A 23,624-nucleotide genomic window follows, 5' to 3' on the forward strand; every position below is an offset into this window, starting at 1 on the left:
ACAGCGTCGTTGAGGGGGCAACATGCTGCACTTGAGACTGCTCGGGCCCGTCGAGGCCGTGGCGGCGGAAGGCCGGATCGATCTCGGCGGGGCGAAACCCCGCGCTCTGCTGGCCGCCCTGGCACTGGAGCCCGGCCGGGTCGTGTCCGCCACACGACTCGTGGACGTGGTGTGGTCCGAGAACCCGCCGGCCAGCGCCCGCGCCCTCATCCAGACCTACGTCTCCACCCTGCGCCGGTCCTTCGCCGAAGCCGGGCACCCCGACATCATCGTCACCCGCGCTCCCGGCTACGCGCTGCGCGCCGACGCCGCCGTGGTGGACGCCGACCGGTTCGCCCGCCTGCTGGACCGTTCCAGGGAGGCCGCCGCCGCACGGGACTTCGCCGGAGCGGCGGGGCTGCTGCGCGAGGCCAGGGCCCTGTGGCAGGGACCCGCGCTCTCCGGGCTCGCGGACTCGCTGCTCGCCGGGGAGGCCCGGCGCCTGGACGAACTGCGGATCGCGGCCGCCGAGGAGCTGTACGCCGCCGAGCTGGCTCTGGGCCGCCTGGACCACCTGGCGGAGCTGACCGCCCTGGTCGAGACACACCCCGTCAACGAGCGGCTGCGCGGTCAGCTGATGGTCACCCTCTACCGTCTGGGCCGCCAGGCCGACGCCCTGGCCTGCTTCCGGGCGGGCCGGGACTCGCTCGTCGAGGAGCTGGGCATCGAGCCCGGTCCGGAACTGAGCGAGCTGCACGAATCCGTCCTGCGGGGCGACGACGACCGGCTGCCCGGCAGCCCGGCCCGCGCACCGGCCGCCGGGAACCACCGGCCGCCGGCCCATTTGCCGCCCCGCCTGTCCGACTTCACCGGCAGACGCGAGGAACTGCGTCTGCTCACCGCGGGTCTGACGTCCACGCCGGTGCATGTCGTCGCCGGACCCGGCGGCAGCGGCAAGTCCGCCCTTGCCGTGCACGCCGCGCACCAGGTGACGGCCCACTTCCCGGACGGACAGCTGTATGCAGAACTACGAGGCATGACCGAGTCCCCGGCCACCGCGGCCGAGACCCTCGGCGGCTTCCTGCGCGCGCTGGGCGTGCCGGACCAGCAACTGCCGGACTCCGCCCAGGCCAGGGTCGAGCTCTATCGCACCCTGCTCGCGGAGCGGCGGCTGCTCATCCTGCTCGACGACGCCGCGAACGAACGGCAGGTACGTCCGCTGCTTCCGGCGGGCAGCGCGTGCGCCGTGCTGATCACCGCGCGCGACCGGCTGGGCGGGCTCGCGGGAGCCCGGCTGACCGAACTGGACGTGCTGGTGCCGGACGAGGCGATGGACCTGTTCACGACCATAGTCGGCGCGGACCGGGTGCAGGCGGAGCCGGAGGCGGCGGCCCGCATCCTCACCGCGTGCAATCATCTGCCGCTGGCCATCCGCATCGCCGGGGCCCGCCTGGCGATGCGCCGCCGGCTGCCGCTGGCCACGCTGGCGGACCGGCTGGACGACGAACGCCGTCGGCTCGACGAACTGCGCGTCGGTGACCTCGCGGTGCGCTCCACCATCAGCCTCAGCTTCGAGGCCCTGGACGAGCAGACCCGCACGGCGCTGGGCCGCCTCGGCCACCTGGGGCTGCCGGACTTCTCCAGCTGGGTCGTCGGCCGGCTGCTGGGGCTGCCGGAATCCGAAGCGCAGCGGCTGCTGGAGGGACTCGTCGACGCCCAGTTGGTGGACTTCGCCGGGGTGGACACCGCGGGCGTGGACCGCTACCGGCTCCACGACCTGGTACGGATCTTCGCCCGGGAGCACGCGGAGGAGACGGAACCGGCCGACGTCCTGCGGTCCACCGTCGAGGCGCCACTGCACGGCTGGCTGTCGCTGCTGCGTGCCGTGGCGGCGAGCCGGCCGCCCGCAGAGATGATCTGGCAACCGCGTGCCACCGCGCCCGAGCCCGAGCCACCCGAGGAGCACACCCGGCGCGTCCTCGCCGACGTCGCCGGCTGGCTGACGAGTGAGGAGCCCGCGCTGGCCCACGCCGTCGAACGCGCCGCCGAGCTCGGACTCGACCGGCTGGTGTGCGAGGTGCTGTCGGCCCATACGGCCGTCGAACTGGGCAACAGCCGCTATGAGTTCCGCGAGCGGATCATCTCCCTCGGCGTCGCGGCCGCGCGGCGTGTCGGGGACCAGCGCACCAAGGCCGCCATGCACGCCGAACTCGCCCGGCTCCGTTTCGCCCAGGACAGGTTCGCCGAGGCCCGCGCGCACTACGGCGAGGCGCTCAGCGGCTTCCGGATCGAGCGCGACGTGCGGGCCCAGGCCGCCGCGCTGGCCGGTCTGGGCACCGCCTGCCGCGAGCCCGGGCACCTCACCGAGGCCCTGCACTTCCTGGACCAGGCCGGCGTCCTGGTGCAGGCCATGGGCGACCCGCGCGGAATGGGCTACGTCCATCGCATCCGCGGCTCGGTCCGACTGGAGCAGGGGGACTACGCGGGCGCCAAGAGCGACCTCGACGTGGCGTTGTCGGGGTACCGCGAGGCCGGCAGCCGCCGCGGCATCGCCCTGGCACTGCGTACCGAGGGGCTGTACCACCGGGCCCGCGGTGACTATGAGGAGGCGCTGCGCACCTGTGCCGAGGCCGCGGACATCTTCGCCGGGCTCGGCGACCGGCTGATGCGCTCCTATGCCGTGCGGGCCCATGCCAAGGTGCAGTTCAGGCTCGGCATGGATCACGGTGTGCTGCCTCGGCTGGAGTGGGCGCTGAGCGTGGCGAGCGCGGCCGACGACCGTTTCGGGCAGGCGGTGACGCTGCGGACGATCGGGCAGCTGCATCTGACGGAGGGGCGGCTCGATTCCGCGCTGAGGTGCCTGGACTCCGCGATGACGCTGTGGGAGGCGATGGACGTCCAGGTGTGGAGGGCGCGTACCGAATACGACCTGTCGCTCGTTCACGCCGCCCGCGGTGACGCGACGGCCGCGCAGGCCTGCCGCACTCATGCGATGGGCGTGTTCCAGGAGTACGGAGCCCGGGAGTTCGCCGAACTCAACGGCGCTGCAAAGGTCGGTGCAGAGCAACTGAAGCACGGTTGAAGCGGGTGCGCCCAGTGTGGTCGGCGTCATGAACGGCCGACTCCCCAGGGGGAATTCACCATGCGTATCAGCCTGCGTCGCCCGGTCTCCGCACTCACCGGTGTCCTCACCGCTTCGGCTCTCGGCCTCACGGCCACCGTCGTCACCGAGGTGGCCGCCCCGGGCACCGCGCACGCCTCCTCGGTCGGCGGGTCGATCAGCCGCAACGAGATCCTGAACCGGGCGGAGTGGTGGATCGACAACTACGGCGCCATCTACAGCCAGGACCAGGCTGACGCCAAGCCGTCCGTCACGGGGGAGAAGTACCGCCCGGACTGCTCCGGCTTCGTCTCCATGGCCTGGCGCCTGCCCAAGGACGGCGGCTGGGACCGCAGCACCCGGAGCCTCACCTCGTACGGGGACACCGACTACATCTCCCTGGACTCCCTCAAGCCGGGCGACGCGATCCTCGACTCCGTCGACGGCCATGTCGCCCTGTTCCACAAGTGGACCGACTCCAGCAAGAGCCAGATGTGGGTCTACGAGGAGTACAGCACCGGTGACCCGGGCCGGCACGTCGTCAAGTCCAAGTCGGCCTACGAGAACTCCGGCTACCGGGGCGTCAGCTACGACGAGGTCGTCGGCTCCACCGGCTCCGCCTCCGTCTACGGCACCCTGAGTGACGGCCGGCTGACCTACACCCGGATCGACACCGAGACCGGTCGGCGGAGCCACGGCGCGGTGGCCTCCACGGCGAAGCTGGGCTTCACCCCCAAGGCCATGGCGACGCTCAACTTCAACACCGTCCTGGTGACCTCCACCTCCGGTTACCTGTACCGGGTCGACGTCATCACCAACAACAACTCGCTGGAGTTCGATACCCCGGTCCGCCTGGGCAGCGGCTGGACCCACGACCTGCTCACCTATGACGGCAGCGGCCACCTCTACGGCATAGCCGACGGCACCCTGCGCCGCTACACCATCGGGGCCGCCAAGCCCACCGCCTCGAACATCACCGGGAACACCCTCATCGACACCGGCTTCGCCCTGCAGACGCTCACCTCCACCGGGCCGGACTGGCTGCTGGGCACGACGAGCGGCGGCGAGCTGCTCTCGTACCGGATCCGTGGCGCCGGTGACTGGAGCCGCTACGAGCTGCGGTCGTCGACCTGGCAGACCATGGACAACCTGATCGCCCCCGGCGGCGGCGCGTTCTACGGCCACCGGGCGGAGGGCTCGCTGCACGCCTACCTCGACACCCTGCCGGACAACGGCAGCGGCGCCGACCTGACCGGCACCGGCACCGTCGACACCAGTGGCTGGACGCAGATCCTGCTGTCCGCCCAGCCCCGCACCGCTCAGTAACCGCCCCGCCGAACGCGCTGCCGGATCCCTGTGGTCCGGCAGCGCAGCGGTGTCGGACACAGAGGCCGGGTCTCCGCCGCAGTGCTCGTGCATGAGCGAGCCGAAGCCTCGGACGTGCACCGTCGTGCCCCGGGCGGGTCCGCGCATCGGCGGCGCCTTGTCCCGGCGCGGGCCGGACCCGTAAAGTGACCGGCCAGCAAGCGCTTTCTACGCTCTCCACGAGGAGCAACTCCATGTCTCGCCCCCCAAGCCGTCTGCGTGCCGCCGTCGTCGGCACCGGAGCCATCGCCCACGGCAGCCATCTGCCCGCCCTGGCCGACCACGCCGACGCCGTGGAACTCGTCGCCGCCGTCGACGTGGACAAGGCGCGGCTCGACGCGTTCTGCTCCGCCGCCGGCGCAGGGGTCGAAGGCTACGACCGCCTCGATGCGATGCTGGCCGCCGCCCGGCCCGATCTGGTGCTGCTCGCGTCGCCGCCCGCGTTCCACCGCGAACAGAGCGTCGAGGCCCTGCGGGCCGGCGCCTGGGTGCTGTGCGAGAAGCCGCTGTGCCTGTCGCTCGCCGAGTACGACGCCATCGCCGCGGCCGAGGGCCGGGACGGGTCGGGCGGTCCCCACGTGTCCGTCATCTTCCAGCACCGCTACGGCTCCGGCGCCGCCCACGCCCGCGAACTGCTGACCTCCGGAGCACTCGGCACGCCGCTCGTCGCCCACTGCCAGACCACCTGGTACCGCGACACGGACTACTACGCCGTGCCCTGGCGCGGCCGCTGGGCCAGCGAAGGCGGCGGCCCCTCCATGGGGCACGGCATCCACCAGATCGACCTGCTGCTGCATCTGCTGGGCGAGTGGACCGAGATCCGCGCCATGGCGGGCCGGCTGGTGCACGACGTGGAGAGCGAGGACGTCTCCACGGCGCTGGTGCGCTTCGCGAACGGCGCGATGGCCACCGTCGTCAACAGCGTCGTGTCGCCGCAGGAGGTCAGCCGGATCCGGATCGACTGCGCCGACGCCACCGTCGAACTCACCCACCTGTACGGCCACTCCAACGACGACTGGCGCTACACCCCCGCCCCGCACGCCGCCGCCGACGGGCCGCGCGTCGAGACGTGGCGCACGCCCGCCGCCGAGCTGCCGAGCTCGCACTCGGCCCAGCTGACCGGTGTCCTGGCGGCGATGCGCGCCGGGACGCGGCCTCCCGGCGGCGGGCCCGACGCCCGCCGGACCCTGGAGTTCGTCGCCGCTTTGTACAAGGCCGCCTTCACCGGACTCCCGGTACGGGCCGGTGAGATCACCCCCGGGGACCCGTACTACTCCGCCATGCACGGCGGTCACCCCGACTGGGCACCGGTGGACGCGAGCGGCGGCGGCCGGTGAGCGCCCCCGTCTCCCTCACGCACACGCACGGCGAGAAGGTCGTCGTCTCCTGCGCGGGGGTGGACCTGATGACGTACGTCTACCGGCCCGATCCCGAGGCGTTCGAGTCCCGCAAACCGTACGTCCATCCGCTGCGCACCCTCTCCGGCCGCGTCGTCACGGGCTACCGGCCCAGCGACCACCGCTGGCACAAGGGTCTGCAGATGACGGCGAGCCATCTGTCCGGGCAGAACTTCTGGGGCGGCAACTCCTATGTGCACGGCGAGGGTTATCTGCCGCTGCGCGACCGGATCGGCTGGATGCGGCACGACGGTTTCGACGCCCTCACGGCGGAGGACGACCGGCTCACCCTGGCCGAGAAGCTCACCTGGATCGAGAACGGCGGGGCCGAGTGGGCCCGGGAACAGCGCCGCCTCACCGTGCACTCCGCGGAACCGGACCAGGGGTCGTGGGCGCTCGACTGGTCCATCCACCTCACCAACGTCCATGACGAGCCGCTGCGCTTCGGCTCGCCGACGACCGCCGGGCGGGAGGCGGCCGGCTACACCGGGCTGCACTGGCGCGGGCCGCGCGACTTCACCGGCGGCCGGGTCTTCGGCCCGGACGGGCCGGGAAGAGACGGAGAGGCGGGCGCCGCCGCCCTGATGGGCCGCCGCACGCCATGGCTGGCCTTCACCGGCGTGCACGACGAGGTCGACGCGTGCAGCACCCTGGTCTTCGCCCACGCACCGGAGAACGAACACGCCGTCCATCCGTCGCACTGGTTCGTACGGTCGGAACCGACCCCGACGGTCGCCTTCTCCTGGGCGTTCCACGAGGAGTTCGCACTGCCGCCGGGGGCGAGCTTCGCCTACCGCTACCGGATCGTGGTGGCCGACGGCGCACCGGACCGCAGGGGGATCGAGTCGCACCTGCGGTCCTGGTGACGCTGCTGATCAAGGAAGGGCTTTACGGCATGCGGTCGCCGAGCAGCGCCAGGTTCTCGATCGCGGCGAGGCCGTACAGCGCCGTGTCGTTGGTGTGGACCCAGTTCGCCTCGCTGCCCGGCACCAGCGTGACCGGTCCGCCGACCTCTTCCGTGGCCCAGGGGGCCGACTCCTTGTAGCCGTCGCTGTTGTAGAACTTCTCCCACGCGCGCCGGGCCAGCTTCTCGTCGCCGGTCTGCACGGCGGCGTACGCGTCGAGCCGCGAGTGGCCCTGGAAGAGGATCAGCGAGCCGAAGTGCGAGCCGTAGCGCGCGGCCTGCTCGGCCTTGGTTGCGTTGAAGGACCGGCAGTAGTCGAGGTACGCCTCCTTGAACTCCGGCATGTCCACCAGGTCGATCAGCTCGGCGCACAGCTCGTTCAGTCCGAAGACCGCGGAGAGGTGCGAGACACCGACCTTGGGCTCCTTGTCGATCGCGAACCGGCCGGTGTCGAGGTCGTACAGTCCACTGCCCTGGACGAAGCCGTTGGGCTGGGCGGCGATCGTCTCCATCGTGGACAGGACCCTGGCCTTCGCCTTCGCCGCCTTGGGGCCGCCGCGCTCCCATTCGGTGAGCCAGGCGGAGACCAGTCCGCTCCAGTCGGTGCCGAAACCGATGGACAGCGCGTGGCGGTCGGGGGTGTACGGCTCGGTGCGGATCTTCCGGATCGGGTCGAGGGCGAGGAAGGTCTCGTCGGAGTCGACATTGGCGTGCATCAGGTCGCCGGTGCGTTCGTCGGCGGTGAGGTAGTAGTAGAAGCGGCGGTAGGTGGTGTTGGCGATGCGCTGCTGCTTGGCGCTGTCGGCGTAGTGCTGGATGCCGTGCCGGGTACCGAGGCCCGCCCATTCGCCCAGGTGGTAGACGTCGACCTCGCCGGTGTGGCGGGTCATGGCCTCGGCGAAGCGGAAGATGTCGGCGCGGCCCGAGCGCAGATAGGCGTACCAGAGCCAGAGGTCGGGCGAGAGTTCGGAGTTGTCCCAGGCGTAGCCGCCGACGTCGTAGCGCCACTGATGCCTGGCCGGGTCGTAGCTGTGCATGATGTCGCCGTAGTCCCAGAAGCCGTACCAGCGCCGCATGTCCACCTGGTCGCGGTAGTAGGAGAACAGGAAGTCGAGGTGGTCCTCGATCCTGGCCTTGGCGGGGGTGGAGCGGTCCGGTTCGGCGAACAGTCCGCCGAAGACCTTGGCCGACACCAGATGGGCGGGCGGGGCGGCGAGCTGGGGCGGGGTGCGGACGGCGGCCGTCTCCTTCGCCAGGGTGCCGGCGCCGGGTGTGGAGTCGTGGGCCCAGAAGAGGAGTTCGCTGGTGCGGGCGATGCCGTAGGGGGTGCCGAAGCCGGGCTCGTAGTCCTCGTACGTGATGTTCAGCCCTTCGAGCTGTTCCTCGTACGTGTCCTGGCCCATGCCGTCGTGGTAGAAGCGCAGGTCCATCGGCTGGGCCTCGGGCGACCAGAGCCAGAGGGTGACCTCCGCGCTGTCGGTGTGGGCGTCACGGATGTCGAGTCCGGCGGGGTGCTTCTCCCAGAAGTCGCGCAGCCCGAAGGACAGGCCGCCGCTCGCGCCGCCGACGTAGCCGAAGCCGGAGGCTCGCCGGCCGCCGCCGGCGGCGATCCAGCCGTGGCCCTTCTTGGTGCGCTTGCGCACGGTGAAGCCGTCGGCGGAGAGCTGGCTGAGGGTGTAGTCGCCCCAGTCCGGGACCAGATGGAGCCGGCTGGTGACGCGCTGGTCCCAGGTGGCCGGGTCGGGCAGCTTGCGGCCCTCGAACTGGGCGGCCTGGACGGCGGCTCCCGGGTCGCGGCGCAGTCCCGTGACACCCTTGACGGCCTCGCGGAGCATGCCGGTGCCGTCGCCGCCGAGCCGGATGTGCCGGTCGTACGCCGGGTCCCGCATCGGCACGGTGAAGCGGACGCCGAGTCCGCGGATGAAGTCGCCGCTCGCCTTGCCCGGCTCCTGGGTGCCGTCGTAGGTGATGGTGTGCACCATGCGGAAGGACTCGGCGCCCGCGTAGAAGTAGAGGCGTACGGAGAAGGGCAGCCAGCTGCGGTTGCCCCGGCGGTGCTTGCCGTCGATGCGGACGACGGCGCGTACGGGGCCGTCCTGTTCGACCCGGGTCTCCCGGATGACGCTCTCGAAGCGTTCGTACGTCTCCCTGCCCTGGTCGCCGTCCTCGATCTCGCCCTGGCGGAGCAGTACCAGCCGTCCGTCCCTGGCGATCTCGGTGGTGCCGCGGGTGACGGACTTGACCAGGCTGGATCCGCTCCTGCCGAGTTTCGCGGTGATGACGCCGGTGGAGACCTCGATCGTGCCGCCCCTGGTGGTGACGGCGACCCGGCGGGCAGGAGCAGCGGCGGGGCGGCCCGCCGTGAGGGTGAAGCTGTCCGCGGTCGTCTCGGGGCCGATGGCGTGCGCGGTCCACTTCAAGGACCCGTCGGGCCACTGGGCGAGCGGCCAGGTCTGGACCGGAACCTCCTTGCCGTCGGGGGTGGCGAGCGAGAAGGTCTGGTCCTCGGCGTGGAGGCCCTTGGGCCAGGGCACGCCGAGTGTGGTGCCCGGGGCGGCGCCGAGCCCGTCGGCCTCGAGCCACTTGAGGGTCACCGGCTGGGGGCCGGCGGCCGCGGCCCGGGGTGCCGCCTGGGCGCTGCTGCTGCCGAGGGCCCAGCTGAACTGGGCGGCCGCGCCTGCGGCCGCGGCCGCCGAGAGCAGGGATCTGCGGGAGATGGGGGACATGACAAATTCCTTCCGTACGACCGTGCGGGCGGGAAGAAGCGGGGAAACAGGGGAATCAGCGGGCGGCGTACCGTGTCTCGACGGCCACCGCGGCCGCCGCGACGGCGCCGGTCACCGGGACGGCCAGCGGCGCCATGAACCAGGCGGAGGCCGCCACCACGGCGAACCCTCCGACGAGCAGCAGCGATCCGGCGGGGTCGCGGACGGTACGCCGGGCCGCCGCGCGCAGCAGGTCGCGCCAGCGTGCGCCGGGGTGCCAGGCGGCCGCCGCGCGCAGCACCGCGACGACGGCGGCGATGAAGGTGAGGACGCAGACGGCGCCGGTGAACGACCCGCCGGGCAGTCCGGCCCGTACGGCGGCGAGGTTCAGCCAGAGCAGCCACAGCGCGGCGAGGCCGGACAGGCCGACCAGCCAGCCGCCGCGCGCCGCGGTGGCGAAGTCGGCCGCGAACAGACGCCACCCGGACGCCTCGTCGCGCAGATGGCGCCGCAGGTGACGGCTCCCGGCGGCGAAGGCCGCCGGGGCCGTCAGCAGCGGCAGTGCGGCAAGAGTCATCCACACCCCGGTGAGCAGGCACTCGGCGAAGACACCGAAGCCGGTGGCGAGCCGGGACGGCCGGTGCGTTGCGGATCGCGCGGCCACGGGCGGTCAGCCCTTCAGTCCGGAGGTCGCCATGCCGTCGATCAGATAGCGCTGGAAGGCCAGGAAGAAGGCCAGCACGGGCAGCAGTGCGACGAGCGACATCGCGATCATGCCGCCGTAGTCCGCGACGGCGTCCTGGTCGATGAACATCTTCAGGCCCAGCGAGACGGTGTACTTCTCCGGCTCGTTCAGATAGATCAGCGGCCCCATGAAGTCGTTCCAGGCGTTGATGAAGGTGAAGATGGCGCTGGTGATGAGGGCGGGCCGGCACAGCGGCAGCACGATCGACCAGTAGATGCGCAGATGGCCGCAGCCGTCGAGCCTGGCGGCCTCGTCCAGTTCCTTCGGCAGGTTCCGCATGAACTGGAGCATGAGGAAGACGAAGAAGGCGTCGGTGGCGAGGTACTTGCCGAGCAGCAGCGGCACATAGGTGTTGATCAGTTCCAGCTTCTGGAACAGCACGTACTGCGGGATCAGGATCACGTGGTACGGCAGCAGCAGGGTGCCGATCATCAGCGCGAACATCAGGTTCCGTCCGGGGAACCGGATCTTGGCGAAGGCATAGGCGGCGAGCGAGCAGGACAGGAGCACGCCGGCCACGGAACCGACCGCCAGCAGTGTGGAGTTCAGGAAGAAGGTGGAGATCGGAATGTCGGCGATGCCCTCGGTCAGCCGCCGGTAGTTGTCGGCGATCGGCTCGGCGGGGAACAGGTCGAGACTGCCGACGATGTCACCGCTCGGCTTGAGCGAACCGCCGATGACCCAGGCGACGGGATAGAGCACGACGGCCAGCAGTGCCAGTGAGCCGAAGTGCCAGAGCAGCGAGCCGCTGCGACGCCGCCGGACGGTGGTGAGTGTGCCGCTCATCGGGCCGCCTCCTCGTAGTGCACCCAGCGCCGCTGGGACCAGAACAGCACCGCGGTGACCAGGCCGACCGCGAGCAGCAGCATCCAGGCCATGGCGGAGGCGAGGCCCATCCGGCTGTTCTCGAAGCCTTGTTGGTACAGGTAGCAGGTGTAGACGAGCGTGGCGTCCGCGGGGCCGCAGGTGCCGTTGCTGATGATGTACGCGGACCCGAAGATCTGGAAGGAGTGGATCGTCTCCAGCAGGACGTTGAAGAACATCACCGGCGAGATCATCGGCAGTGTGATGTTCCAGAACCGCCGCCAGGGCCCGGCGCCGTCGACCTGGGCCGCCTCGTACAGTTCCCGCGGCACCTGCTTGAGTCCCGCCAGGAAGATCACCATCGGCGCTCCGAACTGCCAGACGGTGAGCGCCACCAGGCTGTAGATGACCCACTCGGGGTCGCCGATCCAGCCGCCCACGTCCATGCCGAGGAACGACTGGGCCTTGTCCACCACGGCGTCGTCGGAGAAGAGCGCACGCCACACGATGGCGACGGAGACGCTGGCGCCGACCAGCGAGGGCGCGTAGAACGCGGCCCGGTAGAACGCCTGTCCGCGCCGGCTCTGGGCCAGCAGGAGCGCGACGCCGAGGGCCAGCAGCAGCTTCAGCGGGGTCCCGATCAGGACGTACTTGACGGTCACCTCGACGGAGGTCCGCCAGCGCGGGTCGGCGAACATCTCCGAGAAGTTGCCGAGGCCGATCCACTTCGGGGAGGCGAAGAGGTCGTAGTCGGTGAAGGCGAAGTAGAGCGAGGCGACCATCGGGCCGGCGGTGAGCAGCAGGAAGCCGGCGATCCAGGGCGACATGAACAGATAGCCGACCAGGCCGTCCCGCCGGCCGCGGCCCCGGGCGGCGGGCGGGGCCGTGCCACGGGCCGGGAGCGGCGCGGCGCCCGCCTGCCGTTCGGCCGGCTCGGGCTTCATCACGGTGGGGCTTCCCATCAGGAGTCCAGAGCCGTCTTCGCCTCGGTGAAGAACTGCTTCACGGAGTCCTCGACGGGGGCCTTGCCGAGCGACATGTCGCCGGCGATCCGCAGGAAGGCCGCCTCCACGACGTCGGCGCCGGCGGGGTGCGGGGTGATGGGCTCCAGCACACCGGCGTCGGCTATCTGCTGCTCGTAGGCGGCGATCTTCTTGCTGACCGGGTCGGTGGGCCGGAATGCCTCGAACTGCTCGGTGGTGGAGAGCACGCCGCGGTCGTATCCCATGATCCGGCCGGCCTCGGGGTCGTGCACCATGAAGCTGATGAAGGTGGCGACCTCGGCGGGGTGCTTGGTGCGGGCGCTGCCACTGAGCATCAGCGACCCGAGGTACTGGGCGGTGCGCTTGCCGTCCGTGGTGGGGATGGGTGCGATGGCGTACGAACTGTCGCCCTCAGCGGTGTAGCGCGCGGTGAAGTTGTCCCAGGTGAACTCGCCGCCTGCCAGGCCCTGGGCGAGAGCGGACTTGGGCTTGATCTGCTCGACCTTCTTCGGGTCGGCGTACAGCCCGGACTTGACGCGCTTCATCGCCTCCGTCCAGTACGGGACGAGGTCGCTCTCGGTGAATCCGAGCCCGTTCTCGGTGAAGAACGCCTTGCCGTTCTGGCGGAGTATCAGGTCGTAGAGGTACATGACGCCGTGGGGCCCGGAGTCGCCGGCCCTCCCGGCCTTGTCGTGGATCCTGATGAGGGCGTCGTCCCAGTCCTCCCAGGTCCAGCCGGTCTCCGGAGTGACGCCCGCCTTCTCGTAGACCCTCTCGTCGATGATGTAGCCCATCGAGTTGGACCCGACGGGGACGCCGAGGAGCTTGCCGTCGATCTCGCCGAACTTCTCCAGGCCCGCCCGGAAGTTCGCCAGGTCCAGGTTGCCCTTCTTTGCCTGCGGGCCGAGGTCGAGGAGCACACGCTTGGCGTCGTACTTGCGCAGGAAGCCGACGGCGTTCTGGAAGACGTCGGGCGGGTTGCCGCCCGCGGCCTGGGTGTTGAACTTCTTCCAGAAGTCGCCGTACTGCTGGAAGTCCGTCTTGACCTTGATCTTCGGGTGCTTCTTCTCGAAGAGGGCGATGGTCCGGTTGATCTTCTCGGCCCGGTCGTCCGCGCCCCACCATGCGTAGCGGATGGTCACGGGGCCGCCGGACGAGCCGCTGCCCGCGCCGCAGCCGGCGGCGGTGAGACCGACACCGGCAAGGGACGCGCCGGCCGCCTTGAGGAAGGTCCGCCTCTCCACATGCCTCGACATACGCATGATGCACCCTCTCGCCGTGATGACTGAAGAAATGAATGAATCGTTTCAGGAAAGCGCTTGCCACGAAATGTAGGGGCGCGGCGAGAGCGCGTCAACGGTTTGGGCGACGCCGAATTTCCGACCGCTCGTCCGGGATACCGAACGCCATGCGGCATGCCGGACGCTGCACGACCGTAACGGACCACCGGGGTGTGCGCCAGCCTCCATGGGCGCGCGATCCGCCGGGCACGCACGCCGGCGGCTCCGCCGCCTCGACCCGAAGAGCCCCACGACCCGGGAACGCCGGACGGCCGCCGTCCGCACGGCCGGCTCCACGACGGCGATCGCGGAGCCGGCGGCCGGCTCCGCAGCGCCGGTCGCGGCCCGATGCCGAAGGGACGACGATCGGGCGCGGCGCTTGCGGCGAGGGCAGGAACCGCTTCCGAAACACACTCACCTGCCGCCGGCCGCCGCCCCGGGAAGAACGTGAATCGATTCACCATCCCTGCCGAGTGGCCCGGCCTCCTCCACCGACGCGTGGCACCCCGCCACCGGTCGCGGCACACGTTCGCGGGCCGGCCGCCGAGGACACACCCCGTGCTCAGCGGTGCTCGAACCAGGCCGCCGCGGGCAGCAGCTTTTCGTCGTAGCCGAAGAGCGCCTGGTTCTCCCACGCGTTGCCGGACGACGGGTCGGCCGGGTCCCAGCCGTTGCCGGTGACCGCCGTCCAGGTCGGGTCCCAGTAGATGACGCCCAGTCCGCGCCCGCCGGGCACGGCCTCCACGACGTTCATCACATCCCGGACCCAGGCCGCCTGGCCGGCGGGGCTCGCCGGGTATCCGGCGACCAGTTCGGCGGGGAGGTCGATGATGTTCTCGTGGCCGTCCTTGCTGTCGAGACGGAAGGGATAGGCGGTCTCGGCCACCATGACCGGCTTGCCGTAGCGGGCGGAGATGTCGTCGAGATTTGTCTGCAGGTCGGACAGCGCTCCGTGCCAGTAGCCGTAGAAGGACAGGGCGATGACGTCGAACTCGACGCCCTGCGCGGTGGCGTTGTCGAACCACCACCGGTAGAGGCCGTTGTCCCCGCCGTTGGCCAGGTGCAGGGCGATCCGGGTGGAGGGGTCGACCGCCTTCGCTGCGGCGATTCCGGACTTCAGCAGCCCGGCGGTGCGGCTCCAGTTGTCCGTGGAGCCCTCGGGCCAGAGCATGCCGGTGTTGATCTCGTTGCCGATCTGCACCATGTCGGCGGTGGTGCCCTGCGCCTCGAGGGCGTTCAGGACGTCGTACGTGTGGTCGTACACGTCCTTCCTCAGCCCGTCGTACGAGTGCGAGGCCCAGGCGGCCGGTTTGGTCTGGGCGCCGGGGTCGGCCCAGACGTCGGAGTAGTGGAAGTCGACCAGCAGCTTCATGCCCTGCTGCTTGATGTGCTGGGCCATCTGCAGCAAGCGCCTCTTGTCGTTGTAGCCGTCGGCCGGGTCGACCCAGACCTTGAGCCGGCCGTAGTTCGCGCCCGCGGATTCGAGGATGCCGAGCGCGTCTCCGGTCCTGCCGCCGCTGTCGCGGTAGGTGCCGCCGAAGTCCTCGCTCTTCTTGAGCATGGAGACGTCGACGCCCTTGACGCCGAGCCCCGACGAGCCGGGGGTGAAGGCGAGGTCGTCGACGTTGATCCAGTTCCCGGCCCTGGCGTCGGAGTTGATGCTGACGGTGCACTGCCCGCCGGTCACGCGGACGGAGGTGACGAGGCGTATCCACTTCCCGTCGGGTGTGGGCGGCAGATCGGTCCGCTGCTCGGCCGATCCGCAGTTGCGCAGGGCGAGGTACGCGGACCTCTGCCCGCCGCTGGAGCGCACCCAGGCGCTGAGCCGGTAGGTGCCGCTGCTGAGGCCGGTCAGGTACTGGTACGTCTCCACCTTGTACGCGGAGGACGACCAGTGGCTGAGGCGGCTGCTGCCGCTGCGGCCGCCGGCCTCGGTGTACGAGGCCGTGTCCTGGCCCGTGGCGGAGTAGCTGGACCAGCCGGACGTGCCGGATTCGAAACCGGTGTTGGTGAGGGCGGATGCCGCGCCCGCCTGCTGGGCGGGCAGCGCGGCGAACAGCAGGGCGCCGAGCGCGGGCAGGACCGCGGCTCTCATCAGTGTGCGGGAGGTGCGTCGTGCCTGGACATGCATCGTCGAGTCCCTTCGACGGTGGTGGGCGAGGACGGATGGTGCACCTGCCGGGGGCGGCTGCTTCCTATGGCTCACTTCCCTGCGGGCGCTCGATGCCGGTGTCGACGTTCCTCGGCCCGCGGTCGCTTCGCTCCCTCGGCCTCGTCGCTTTCGACACCGCCGCGCCCTCCGGTCCGTTCGCGGCAGGCTCGGCGGCCGCCCCCGGAGTTCTGGTCCCGGTCGTCAGGCGTCGAGCCGTACGACCCTCACGGCGCCGGCCGGGACGGTGAGTTGTCCGGCGGCGCGTTCGCCGCCGAGGAGTTCGGTGCCGGGGGCCTGCAGCGGCACCTTGGCGTCGTGTTCCGTGTGGTTGACGGCGAAGAGGTAGTCGCCGCTCTCGCCGGAGCGACGCACCACCTCGTCACGCGGGATTCCGGTACGCGGCGCGATGCCCGCGTCCTCACAGGCGCCGGCGAGGACCGTGTCCAGCGCGCCCGGGCCCAGCCGGGTGGAGACGTACCAGGCGGTCCCCCGGCCGAGGCCGTGCCGGGTGACGGCCGGGCCCCCAGCGGCCGGCCCGTCGGCGTACGTCCACACGGTCTCGGCGCCGCGCGGGACGACGAACTCGGTCCAGACGTCGGCGGTGAGCGGCGTCTGCCCGGGGCCGGTGATGCGTACGCTCTCGCCCTCCCCGAGCGGCGACCACTCCTCGACCGTGAGGCCGAGCACGTCGCGCAGCACCCCCGGGTGGGCACCGGGGTGCACGGCGTCGTGTTCGTCGACGATGCCGGAGAAGTACGAGACGACGAGCGTGCCGCCCTTCTCCACGTACGCGCGCAGATTGCGTCCCGCTTCCGCGGTCGCAAGGTACAGGGCGGGGACGACGACCAGCGGGTAGGCCGACAGATCGGCCTCGGGGTGGGCGAAGTCGACGGTCAGGTGCCCGTCGTAGAGCGCCTCGTAGAAGCTGTCGGCGCGCTCGCGGGCGTCGTGGTCCTCGCTGGGGCGCCACTCGAGGCTCTGCGCCCACCAGGACTGCCAGTCCCACACCATGGCCGCGTCGGCGACGGTACGGGTGCCGTTCAGCGGGGCCAGCGAGCCGATGTCGGCGCCGAGGCGGACGACCTCGCGCCAGACGCGGGAGTCGGTGCCGGCGTGGGGCAGCATCGCGGAGTGGAACTTCTCCGCACCCTTCCGGGACTGGCGCCACTGGAAGAACATGGCGCCCTCCGAGCCGCGGGCCACGTGGGCGAGGGAGTTGCGGGCCATCTCACCGGGGCGCTTGGCGGGGTTGCGGGGCTGCCAGCTGACGCCGCTGGTGGAGTGCTCGAGCAGCAGCCAGGGCCCGCCACCGGCGACGGAGCGGGTGAGGTCGGCGGCCATCGCCAGGTTGACGTGAGTGCGGCGGCCGTCGGTCATCAGATAGTGGTCGTTGGTGACGAGGTCGACCTCGCGGCCCCAGGCCCAGTAGTCGACGGTGTCGCACTGGCTGAGCGCGGTCATGAAGTTGGTGGTCACGGGAACGCCGGGAGCGTGGCGGTGCAGGATGTCCCGTTCCATGCGGAAGTTCTCGCGCATGGTGTCGTCGGCGAAGCGGCGGTAGTCCAGCTGCTGGGCGGGGTTGCCGGCGGTGGGGGTCAGCCGCGGCGGGTCGATCTCGTCGAGCGAACCGTAGCGCAGCCCCCAGAAGGTGGTTCCCCAGGCGTCGTTGACCGCCTCGACCGAGCCGTAGCGGGCCCGGAGCCAGCGCCGGAAGTGGGCGGCGCAGTTGTCGCAGAAGCAGGCGCTGACGGGCACGCCGTACTCGTTGTGGACGTGCCACATGGCGAGGGCAGGGTGCCCGGCGTAGCGCTCGGCGAGCCGGGTGGTGATCGCGGCGGCGGCCTCGCGGTAGGCGGGGCTGCTGTGGCAGATGGCCGCGCGTGAGCCGAAGGCGTGGCGCACGCTGCTCGTGAAGGAGAGCGGCATCTACCCGGCCGCCACGTCCGCCCAGACCAGCGGCATCCTCGTCCAGGCCCCGGAGTTCTTCGCCGACCAGCCCGACTTCTACAGCCGCGCCGCCGACATCGCGAAGACCGCCGCCCCCGCCCACTGGGGGCCCAACGTGAACGTCGCCTACGCCACCTTCAAGGACGAGTTCGGCAAGGCGGCCAAGGCCAGGTCCGGCTTCGGCGCTGCCCTTGGCCGGATGCAGGACGCCACCGTCGCCGACCTGGAGAAGCAGGGCTTCGAGGTCGCGAAGTGAGCATGTCCCCCGCCGCCCGACGGACATCCGGGCGCCGGACGCCGAGCGGGGTGAGGACCGCCCCGTACGGATTCCTCCTGCCGGCCGTCGTGCTCTTCGCCCTGTTCTTCGCACTGCCCGTCGGGTACGCGCTCTGGCTCAGCCTGCACAAGGTCGACGTCCAGGGCCTCGGCCTGGGCAGGAACGCCCGGACCGAGGTCTGGGCGGGCCTGGAGAACTACATCGCCGCACTCACCGACTCCGAGCTCGGGTACGGCGCCCTGCGGGTCCTCGGCTACGGGGCGATCGTCGTCCCTGTCATGCTGGGCCTCGCGCTGCTGTTCGCGCTGCTGCTGGACACCGAGCGGGTCCGGGCACGGTCCTTCTCCCGGCTGACGATCTTCCTCCCGTACGCCATCCCCGGCGTGGTCGCGGCGCTGCTGTGGGGCTTTCTGTACCTGCCGGACGTCAGCCCCTTCCACCACGTCCTCGAGCGGCTGGGACTGCCGCAGCCCGATCTCCTCGACGGCGGACCGCTGTTCGTGGCCCTGGCGAACATCGCGGTGTGGGGCGGCACCGGCTTCAACATGATCGTGATCTACACCTCGCTGCGGTCCGTCCCGGCGGAGGTGTACGAGGCGGCGAAGCTCGACGGTGCGACACCGCTGCAGATCGCCCTCCGGATCAAGATCCCGATGGTGGTCCCCTCGCTGGTGCTGACCTTCTTCTTCTCGGTCATCGCCACCCTCCAGGTCTTCAGCGAGCCGACCACCCTCAAGCCGCTGACCAACGGCATCTCCACCACCTGGAGCCCGCTGATGAAGGTGTACAACGACGCCTTCGTGGCGGGGAACGTGTACGCGGCCTCGGCCACCGCCGTGGTCCTCGCCGCCGCGACGTTCCTCCTCTCGTTCTCCCTGCTGCGGGCCTCCGACTCCCGTGCCAAGCGCCAAGGAACCCGATGAGCACGCCCACCGCATCTCTGCGGCCCCGCAGGACCGCCCCGGCCGCCGGCACCACCCCCGGCACCTCCCAGGGACCGCCGCACCACCGCCGGGTCGCCCTGCTGCCCACCGCGGCGCTGCTGCTCGGCGCCCTCTACTGCCTGCTGCCGGTCGCCTGGGTCCTCGTCGCCTCAACCAAGTCCGGCGCGGAACTCTTCTCCACCTTCACCTTCCTGCCCGGCAGCGGCTTCGGTGACAACCTCACCGACCTCAACGCCTACCGCGACGGCATCTACTGGCGCTGGATGGCCAACTCCGCCCTATACGCGGGCCTGGGGGCCGTACTGTCCACGATGGTCTCCGCCGTCTCCGGCTACGCGCTCGCGGTCTACCGCTTCCGCGGCCGCGAGGCCCTCTTCAACGTGCTGCTCGCCGGCGTGCTCATGCCGCCGGTCATCCTCGCCATCCCCCAGTACCTGCTGATGGCGAAGGCCGACATGACGGACTCCTACCTGTCCGTGCTGCTGCCGCTGATCCTCTCCCCGTACGGCGTCTACCTCGGGCGCATCTACGCCCAGGCGGCCATCCCCATGGAGCTCGTCGAGGCCGGCCGGATGGACGGCGCCGGCGAATGGCGGATCTTCCTCAGGGTGGGCGTCCCGATGATGTCCTCCGGGCTGGTGACGATCTTCCTCTTCCAGTTCGTGGCCATCTGGAACAACTTCCTGCTGCCGTACATCATGCTCAGCGACGACGAGAAGTTCCCCATGACCGTGGGCCTGTTCACCCTGCTCGCCCAGGGCAGCAGCACGCCCGCCCTCTACACCCTGGTGATCACCGGCGCGCTGCTCGCCATCGTCCCGCTCATCGCGCTCTTCCTGGTCGTCCAACGGTTCTGGAGCCTGGACCTGCTGTCCGGAGCCGTAAAGTCTTGAGGGCAGGGGAACGAGGGGACACGACATGAACCGCGGCCCGGACGGCAGGCGCAGGCCGGTGACGATCCACGACGTGGCGCGCGAGGCGGGAGTCTCACGCGGCACCGTCTCCCGGGTGCTCAACGGCGGGCACTACGTCAGCCCGGCCGCGCAGACGGCCGTCAACAACGCGATCCGCAGGACGGGCTACGTCGTCAACCGGCACGCCCGGTCACTGATCACCGGAAAGTCCGACTCGGTGGCGTTCCTGCTGACCGAGCCCCAGGAGCGCTTCTTCGAGGACCCCAACTTCAACGTCCTGCTGCGCTCCTGCACCCAGGCACTCGCCGCCCAGGACATCCCGCTGCTGTTGATGATCGCCGGCAGCGACGACGAACGGCGCCGCAACCTGCGGTACATCGAGGCCGGTCACGTGGACGGCGTGCTGCTGGTCTCCAGCCACTCCGGCGACCCGGTGGCCGGTGAACTCCAGGCCGCGGGCGTACCCGTGGTCGCCTGCGGCAAGCCCATCGGCCGGCAGGCCAGGGTCAGTTACGTGGCGGCCGACGACCGGGAAGGCGCCCGGGACATGGTCCGCTACCTGCACGACCGCGGCCGCCGGCGGATCGCCACGGTCACCGGCCCGCTGGACACGCCCGGCGGGGTGGAGCGCCTCGCCGGCTACCGCGAGACGCTGGCCGAATGCGGCCTGCCCGCCGACGAGTCGCTGATCGCGACGGGCGACTACAGCAGGGCGAGCGGCGAACAGGCCGCCGAACTGCTGCTGGAACGCGCCCCCGACCTCGACGCGGTGTTCGTGGCGTCGGACCTGATGGCCCAGGGAGTCGTCGACGCCCTGGGCCGTGCCGGCCGCACGGTGCCCGAGGACGTGGCCGTGGGCGGCTTCGACGACTCGCCCGCCGCACTGTCGACCCGGCCCCCGCTCACCACGATCCGCCAGCCGTGGGACCGGATCAGCAGGGAGATGGTGCGGATGCTGCTGGCCAGGATCAGCGGCGAGGACCCTGCGGCCGTCATCCTCCCGACAGAGCTGGTCCGCCGCGACTCGGCCTGACGCCGGGGCGCGGGCCCGCGGACGGTCACGGACCGGCGGGGTGGGCGGGCCAGAGGCTCACGATCATTCGGCCCCGCGGGCGATGCCCCCGACCCACTGAACGACGCCCCCCGTCAGCGTGCCTCACGCGGCGGGCGCAGCGGCGCATCCATACACCGATGAGCCTCCCAGCTCCTCCTCGATGTTCGACCTGTTCGGCAGGCGTACGCAGGACGCCCTCCCCCGCGTACGCGTACCCACCACCCCGGGTAGAACTCCGACGACGCCGGGTCCATGACTAGGCCGATGTCCGCGCCGGGCCGATACCCGGCCCGGTCGATCGCGGCCATGACGAAGTCGAGCGCCTCCTCGGCCGTACGCAGCGCGGGCGCGAAGCCGCCTTCGTCGCCGACACCCGTGGAGTGGCCCGCGGCCAGCAGGTCACGTAGGCGGGTGGTCGGCAACCGCGACGCGGACGAAGCCGGGGGCCCGGATATTGACGATCCGGGCCCCGAGCTCATCGGGCCGGGCAGGGCTGGATCGCGACGAATGCGGTGTAGTGGTCGCGGTGGGTTTCCGTGAACGTCGACGGAGCACACAGCCTGGCGCGGCGGAACATGTCACGGGCGTCCTCCCGCAGGATGAAGCCGGCCCGCTGGTAGTCGCGGAGTCTGTCGGCGAAGGTCCGGACATAGGCCCGGTGGCTGCTGAACCCGAGTTGCTGCACCGTACGCACGTTGTCGTAGCTGCCGATGAAGCCGGTGAGGAAACGGGCCTCGCCGAGTTCGACGAACGGCAGCCGTGGCACGCGCCGGCCCTTGCGGTCCTCGGTGATGGCGTTGCCGTTGGTGTCCCGGACGATGGTCTCGTCGCTCAGGGTGCGCAACTGTGTGCTCGTCGGCGGCGGTGATCCCTTGCGTACCCAGTCGTGGCCCTGAAGGAAGTGCGCACGCAGCGCGGGCACGAAGCTCGCCGGTGTGGACCCCCTGACCGGGAACGGCACGTCAAGCGGCGCGTCCAGCGGATCCGGAATGTGCGGGCTGCCCGCGACGACGTAGAAGCGGTACCGCTTGGTCGCGATGCCCCGGTCGGTCAGATTCGCCGGGTCGTCCGCCTCCGAGTTCACGATGAGGACCTTGCCCCGGTAGCGGCCGGCGGCGATGTCCGCCTGGGGGTCGAACCCCTCGGTGGTGATGGGCAGCACCAGGTCGAGCGCACCGGTGGCGTCCCCGGAATGAACCAGCCGGAGCAGGGGGTACGAGCTGTCGGAGAAGCCCGTGCCGTACTGCCGGTGCACGTGGCCGACCAGTGGACGCGCGCCCGAGGACCGGGCGGAAAGAGCCCTGGCGAAGTCGGTGATGATCTCGTCGTCGACCCGTCCTCCGTCCTCTGCGAATCCGCCCTCGATGAACGTGTCGGGCACCGACGGGTCCAGGATGCGGTTCCCGATCGTGCTCCAGCCGATGCCGGCGTGCACGAATCCTTGGCGGAACAGGAAGTCCCTGCGCAGGTACACGTTGAGCGCGCCGAGTCCCACCACGAAGTGGGGCGGCTCCACGACAGCCGTGCCGTTGGCGCGGTGCGGATCGGCCGGGGCGCTGATCCGGTAGGGCACGCGGAACCGCCCGGTCGACGTCTCGCCCTCGAACACGCCGTCGTACTGCACGTATCGAATTCCGCCGAACGACCCGATGGGCGTGACCACCGGCGTGCCGAGCCGGTCCTCGGCACCGCCTTGCGGGGGGCTCGCCACGGGCCGCGGAGCCGGGGCGAGCGGGGAGTGACGGTAAGCCGCCTCGGCGGCCGAAGCCGGAACCACCGGCGTCAATGCTGCCAGCAGCAGCGCACCCAGTCGGAGAGTGCGCGCTCGTCGGCGACCCGGAGCGGGTCCATCCTGTCGGTGACACAGCCAGAACATCGAGTGCTCCTTCCTTCCGCGCGAGGAGGCACTCGTCCGGTGCTCCGGCGCTGGAGTCAGCCGATCACCCGATGCCTGTCTGGGCTTCCCGCCTGACCCAAAGGAGCGAGGCGCCTCCCCCGCACAGCCGACCGGCGACCGGCAGAAAGAGGCGGGGGAAGCGGTCCGGCGGTCCATCCCGGCGTCGATCCGGCCGGTCTCCTGTGCCTGCCGCACTGCCGCGATCTTGCCCTGGTAGGACGTCGCTTCGGTTTCCGTGGAACCCGGACGCTCCAGTTGCTTCCACAGCATCAGACGCATCAGCTCCGGCCGCCCGACAAGGTGGTCGAAGACAGCGCCCGCGTAGGCGGGCAGATCCCCGTGGCCCCGCACGGCGTGGTCTCGGGCGACCGCTACGCCCCCGGAGCTGATGAAGTCGCTGAACGGCTGACCGGTCACCGAGCGGTGGACAGGCCTCGTGCGGGCGCCGATGGCCCTGCGGACGGCTCGGGTCGCCGCGGCTCGGGCGCGTTCGGAGGCCGAGCAGGAAGTATGGCTCCAGGGACTGAACGCACACGAGGCACAGAGAGGCTGCGACATGGTGTCAGTGGCCAGGTTCACGGCTCTGCTCGACCCACCGGTGTACATCGTGACGGCTGCCGCGGACGGGCAAAGGGCCGGCTGCCTGGTGGGGTTCGCCTCCCAGTCGTCGCTGGACCCGGTGCGGTTCGTGGTGTGGCTGTCCAAGGTGAACCACACGTACCGGGTGGCGCGCCACGCCCCGTTCCTCGGCGTGCATCTGCTCCACCGCGACCGGACCGAGGTCGCCAGGCTGTTCGGCGGCGAGACCGGCGACCGGGTCGACAAGTTCGCACGGGCCCGCTGGGAGCCGAGGGGCGAGGGCGTTCCGGTGCTCGGGGATGCGTGCGCCTGGTTCATCGGCCGGGTGGAGGAGCGGGCCGACTGGGGGGATCATGTCGGTTTCTGCCTGACACCGGTCGACGGGTCGGCCGAGTCCCTGCCGCGCGGATCGCTGCTCACCCTGGGAGATGTCACCGATCTGCGGCCCGGCCACCCGGCGCCCTGACCGTCGGCGCGACCTGCCCCCGGCGAGCGCGGCGGCGCGGCCGCAGCCCGGGACGGCCGACCCGGCAGCGTGCCGCCCGGCAGCCGTCCACGGCGGGAAACACCGTCTCGGCGGGGTGGCTGCGATCCGCTG

General features: G+C 71.0%; 16 protein-coding genes and 3 pseudogenes. 9 read left to right on the forward strand and 10 right to left on the reverse strand.

Annotated features, from left to right (window positions below; genetic code table 11):
* Positions 1–22: 22 nt before the first annotated feature.
* The 4 genes from OGH68_RS03020 (at position 23) to OGH68_RS03035 (ending at position 6,707) form a co-directional block, all read left to right on the forward strand.
* Entirely contained in the window at positions 23–3,061 is a 3,039-nt protein-coding gene (locus tag OGH68_RS03020; protein WP_264241751.1) for an AfsR/SARP family transcriptional regulator, read from the forward strand.
* Between the two features lie 60 nt (positions 3,062–3,121).
* Positions 3,122–4,405: a tachylectin-related carbohydrate-binding protein gene (locus OGH68_RS03025; protein ID WP_264241752.1), complete on the forward strand. Its 1,284-nt coding sequence runs from the start codon at positions 3,122–3,124 to the stop codon at positions 4,403–4,405.
* A 233-nt stretch (positions 4,406–4,638) separates the two neighbouring features.
* Positions 4,639–5,781: a Gfo/Idh/MocA family protein gene (locus OGH68_RS03030; RefSeq protein ID WP_264241753.1), complete on the forward strand. Its 1,143-nt coding sequence runs from the start codon at positions 4,639–4,641 to the stop codon at positions 5,779–5,781.
* Complete coding sequence (locus OGH68_RS03035; protein WP_264241754.1) at positions 5,778–6,707, forward strand: PmoA family protein; 930 nt, start codon at positions 5,778–5,780, stop codon at positions 6,705–6,707. Before OGH68_RS03030 ends, OGH68_RS03035 begins: the two co-directional genes overlap by 4 nt.
* A gap of 22 nt (positions 6,708–6,729) precedes the next feature.
* Here OGH68_RS03035 and OGH68_RS03040 read toward each other — a convergent pair whose 3' ends face one another.
* The 7 genes from OGH68_RS03040 to OGH68_RS03070 all read right to left on the reverse strand — a co-directional run bounded on the left by OGH68_RS03040 (position 6,730) and on the right by OGH68_RS03070 (position 17,316).
* On the reverse strand, positions 6,730–9,471 hold the full coding sequence (locus OGH68_RS03040; protein WP_264241755.1) for a Tat pathway signal sequence domain protein: 2,742 nt from the start codon (positions 9,469–9,471) through the stop codon (positions 6,730–6,732).
* Positions 9,472–9,526: 55 nt separating this feature from the next.
* The gene (locus OGH68_RS03045) at positions 9,527–10,114 is read right to left on the reverse strand and encodes a hypothetical protein (protein ID WP_264241756.1); all 588 of its coding nucleotides are present in this window, start codon (positions 10,112–10,114) and stop codon (positions 9,527–9,529) included.
* A gap of 6 nt (positions 10,115–10,120) precedes the next feature.
* Positions 10,121–10,981, reverse strand: coding sequence for a carbohydrate ABC transporter permease (locus tag OGH68_RS03050; RefSeq protein ID WP_264241757.1), 861 nt, complete (start codon positions 10,979–10,981; stop codon positions 10,121–10,123).
* A complete protein-coding gene (locus OGH68_RS03055; RefSeq protein WP_413470926.1) occupies positions 10,978–11,961 on the reverse strand; it encodes a carbohydrate ABC transporter permease in 984 nt (327 codons plus the stop codon). Before OGH68_RS03055 ends, OGH68_RS03050 begins: the two co-directional genes overlap by 4 nt.
* Complete coding sequence (locus OGH68_RS03060; RefSeq protein ID WP_264241758.1) at positions 11,961–13,244, reverse strand: ABC transporter substrate-binding protein; 1,284 nt, start codon at positions 13,242–13,244, stop codon at positions 11,961–11,963. The genes OGH68_RS03055 and OGH68_RS03060 overlap by 1 nt, the downstream gene beginning before the upstream one ends.
* 580 nt (positions 13,245–13,824) lie before the next feature.
* Positions 13,825–15,357 (reverse strand): arabinogalactan endo-beta-1,4-galactanase, encoded by a 1,533-nt coding sequence (locus OGH68_RS03065; protein ID WP_413471079.1) that lies wholly within the window; start codon positions 15,355–15,357, stop codon positions 13,825–13,827.
* A gap of 258 nt (positions 15,358–15,615) precedes the next feature.
* A complete protein-coding gene (locus tag OGH68_RS03070; protein ID WP_264241760.1) occupies positions 15,616–17,316 on the reverse strand; it encodes a beta-galactosidase in 1,701 nt (566 codons plus the stop codon).
* 4 nt (positions 17,317–17,320) lie between these two features.
* On the opposite strand from OGH68_RS03070, the pseudogene OGH68_RS03075 reads away from it, so the two are divergent.
* The 4 genes and pseudogenes from OGH68_RS03075 to OGH68_RS03090 all read left to right on the forward strand — a co-directional run.
* Positions 17,321–17,617, forward strand: a pseudogene (locus tag OGH68_RS03075) (sugar ABC transporter substrate-binding protein); the annotation flags it as partial.
* Positions 17,618–17,619: 2 nt separating this feature from the next.
* Positions 17,620–18,561 (forward strand): carbohydrate ABC transporter permease, encoded by a 942-nt coding sequence (locus OGH68_RS03080; protein ID WP_264249874.1) that lies wholly within the window; start codon positions 17,620–17,622, stop codon positions 18,559–18,561.
* Positions 18,558–19,475: a carbohydrate ABC transporter permease gene (locus OGH68_RS03085; protein ID WP_264241761.1), complete on the forward strand. Its 918-nt coding sequence runs from the start codon at positions 18,558–18,560 to the stop codon at positions 19,473–19,475. Before OGH68_RS03080 ends, OGH68_RS03085 begins: the two co-directional genes overlap by 4 nt.
* Positions 19,476–19,500: 25 nt before the next feature.
* Positions 19,501–20,529, forward strand: coding sequence for a LacI family DNA-binding transcriptional regulator (locus tag OGH68_RS03090; protein WP_264241762.1), 1,029 nt, complete (start codon positions 19,501–19,503; stop codon positions 20,527–20,529).
* Positions 20,530–20,710: 181 nt separating this feature from the next.
* On the opposite strand, the pseudogene eno reads toward OGH68_RS03090, so the two are convergent.
* The 3 genes and pseudogenes from eno to OGH68_RS03105 form a co-directional block, all read right to left on the reverse strand.
* Positions 20,711–20,963: pseudogene (gene eno / locus OGH68_RS03095) on the reverse strand (phosphopyruvate hydratase); the annotation flags it as partial.
* Between the two features lie 62 nt (positions 20,964–21,025).
* Complete coding sequence (locus tag OGH68_RS03100; protein WP_264249876.1) at positions 21,026–22,261, reverse strand: alpha/beta hydrolase domain-containing protein; 1,236 nt, start codon at positions 22,259–22,261, stop codon at positions 21,026–21,028.
* A 351-nt stretch (positions 22,262–22,612) separates the two neighbouring features.
* Positions 22,613–23,053: pseudogene (locus OGH68_RS03105) on the reverse strand (hypothetical protein); the annotation flags it as partial.
* Here OGH68_RS03105 and OGH68_RS03110 point away from each other — a divergent pair.
* The gene (locus tag OGH68_RS03110; protein WP_264241763.1) at positions 23,004–23,492 is read left to right on the forward strand and encodes a flavin reductase family protein; all 489 of its coding nucleotides are present in this window, start codon (positions 23,004–23,006) and stop codon (positions 23,490–23,492) included. The pseudogene OGH68_RS03105 and the gene OGH68_RS03110 overlap by 50 nt on opposite strands.
* The last annotated feature ends 132 nt before the right edge of the window (positions 23,493–23,624 follow it).

It is taken from the genome of Streptomyces peucetius, assembly GCF_025854275.1.
In the GTDB taxonomy this organism is placed as follows: Bacteria; Actinomycetota; Actinomycetes; order Streptomycetales; family Streptomycetaceae; genus Streptomyces; species Streptomyces peucetius_A.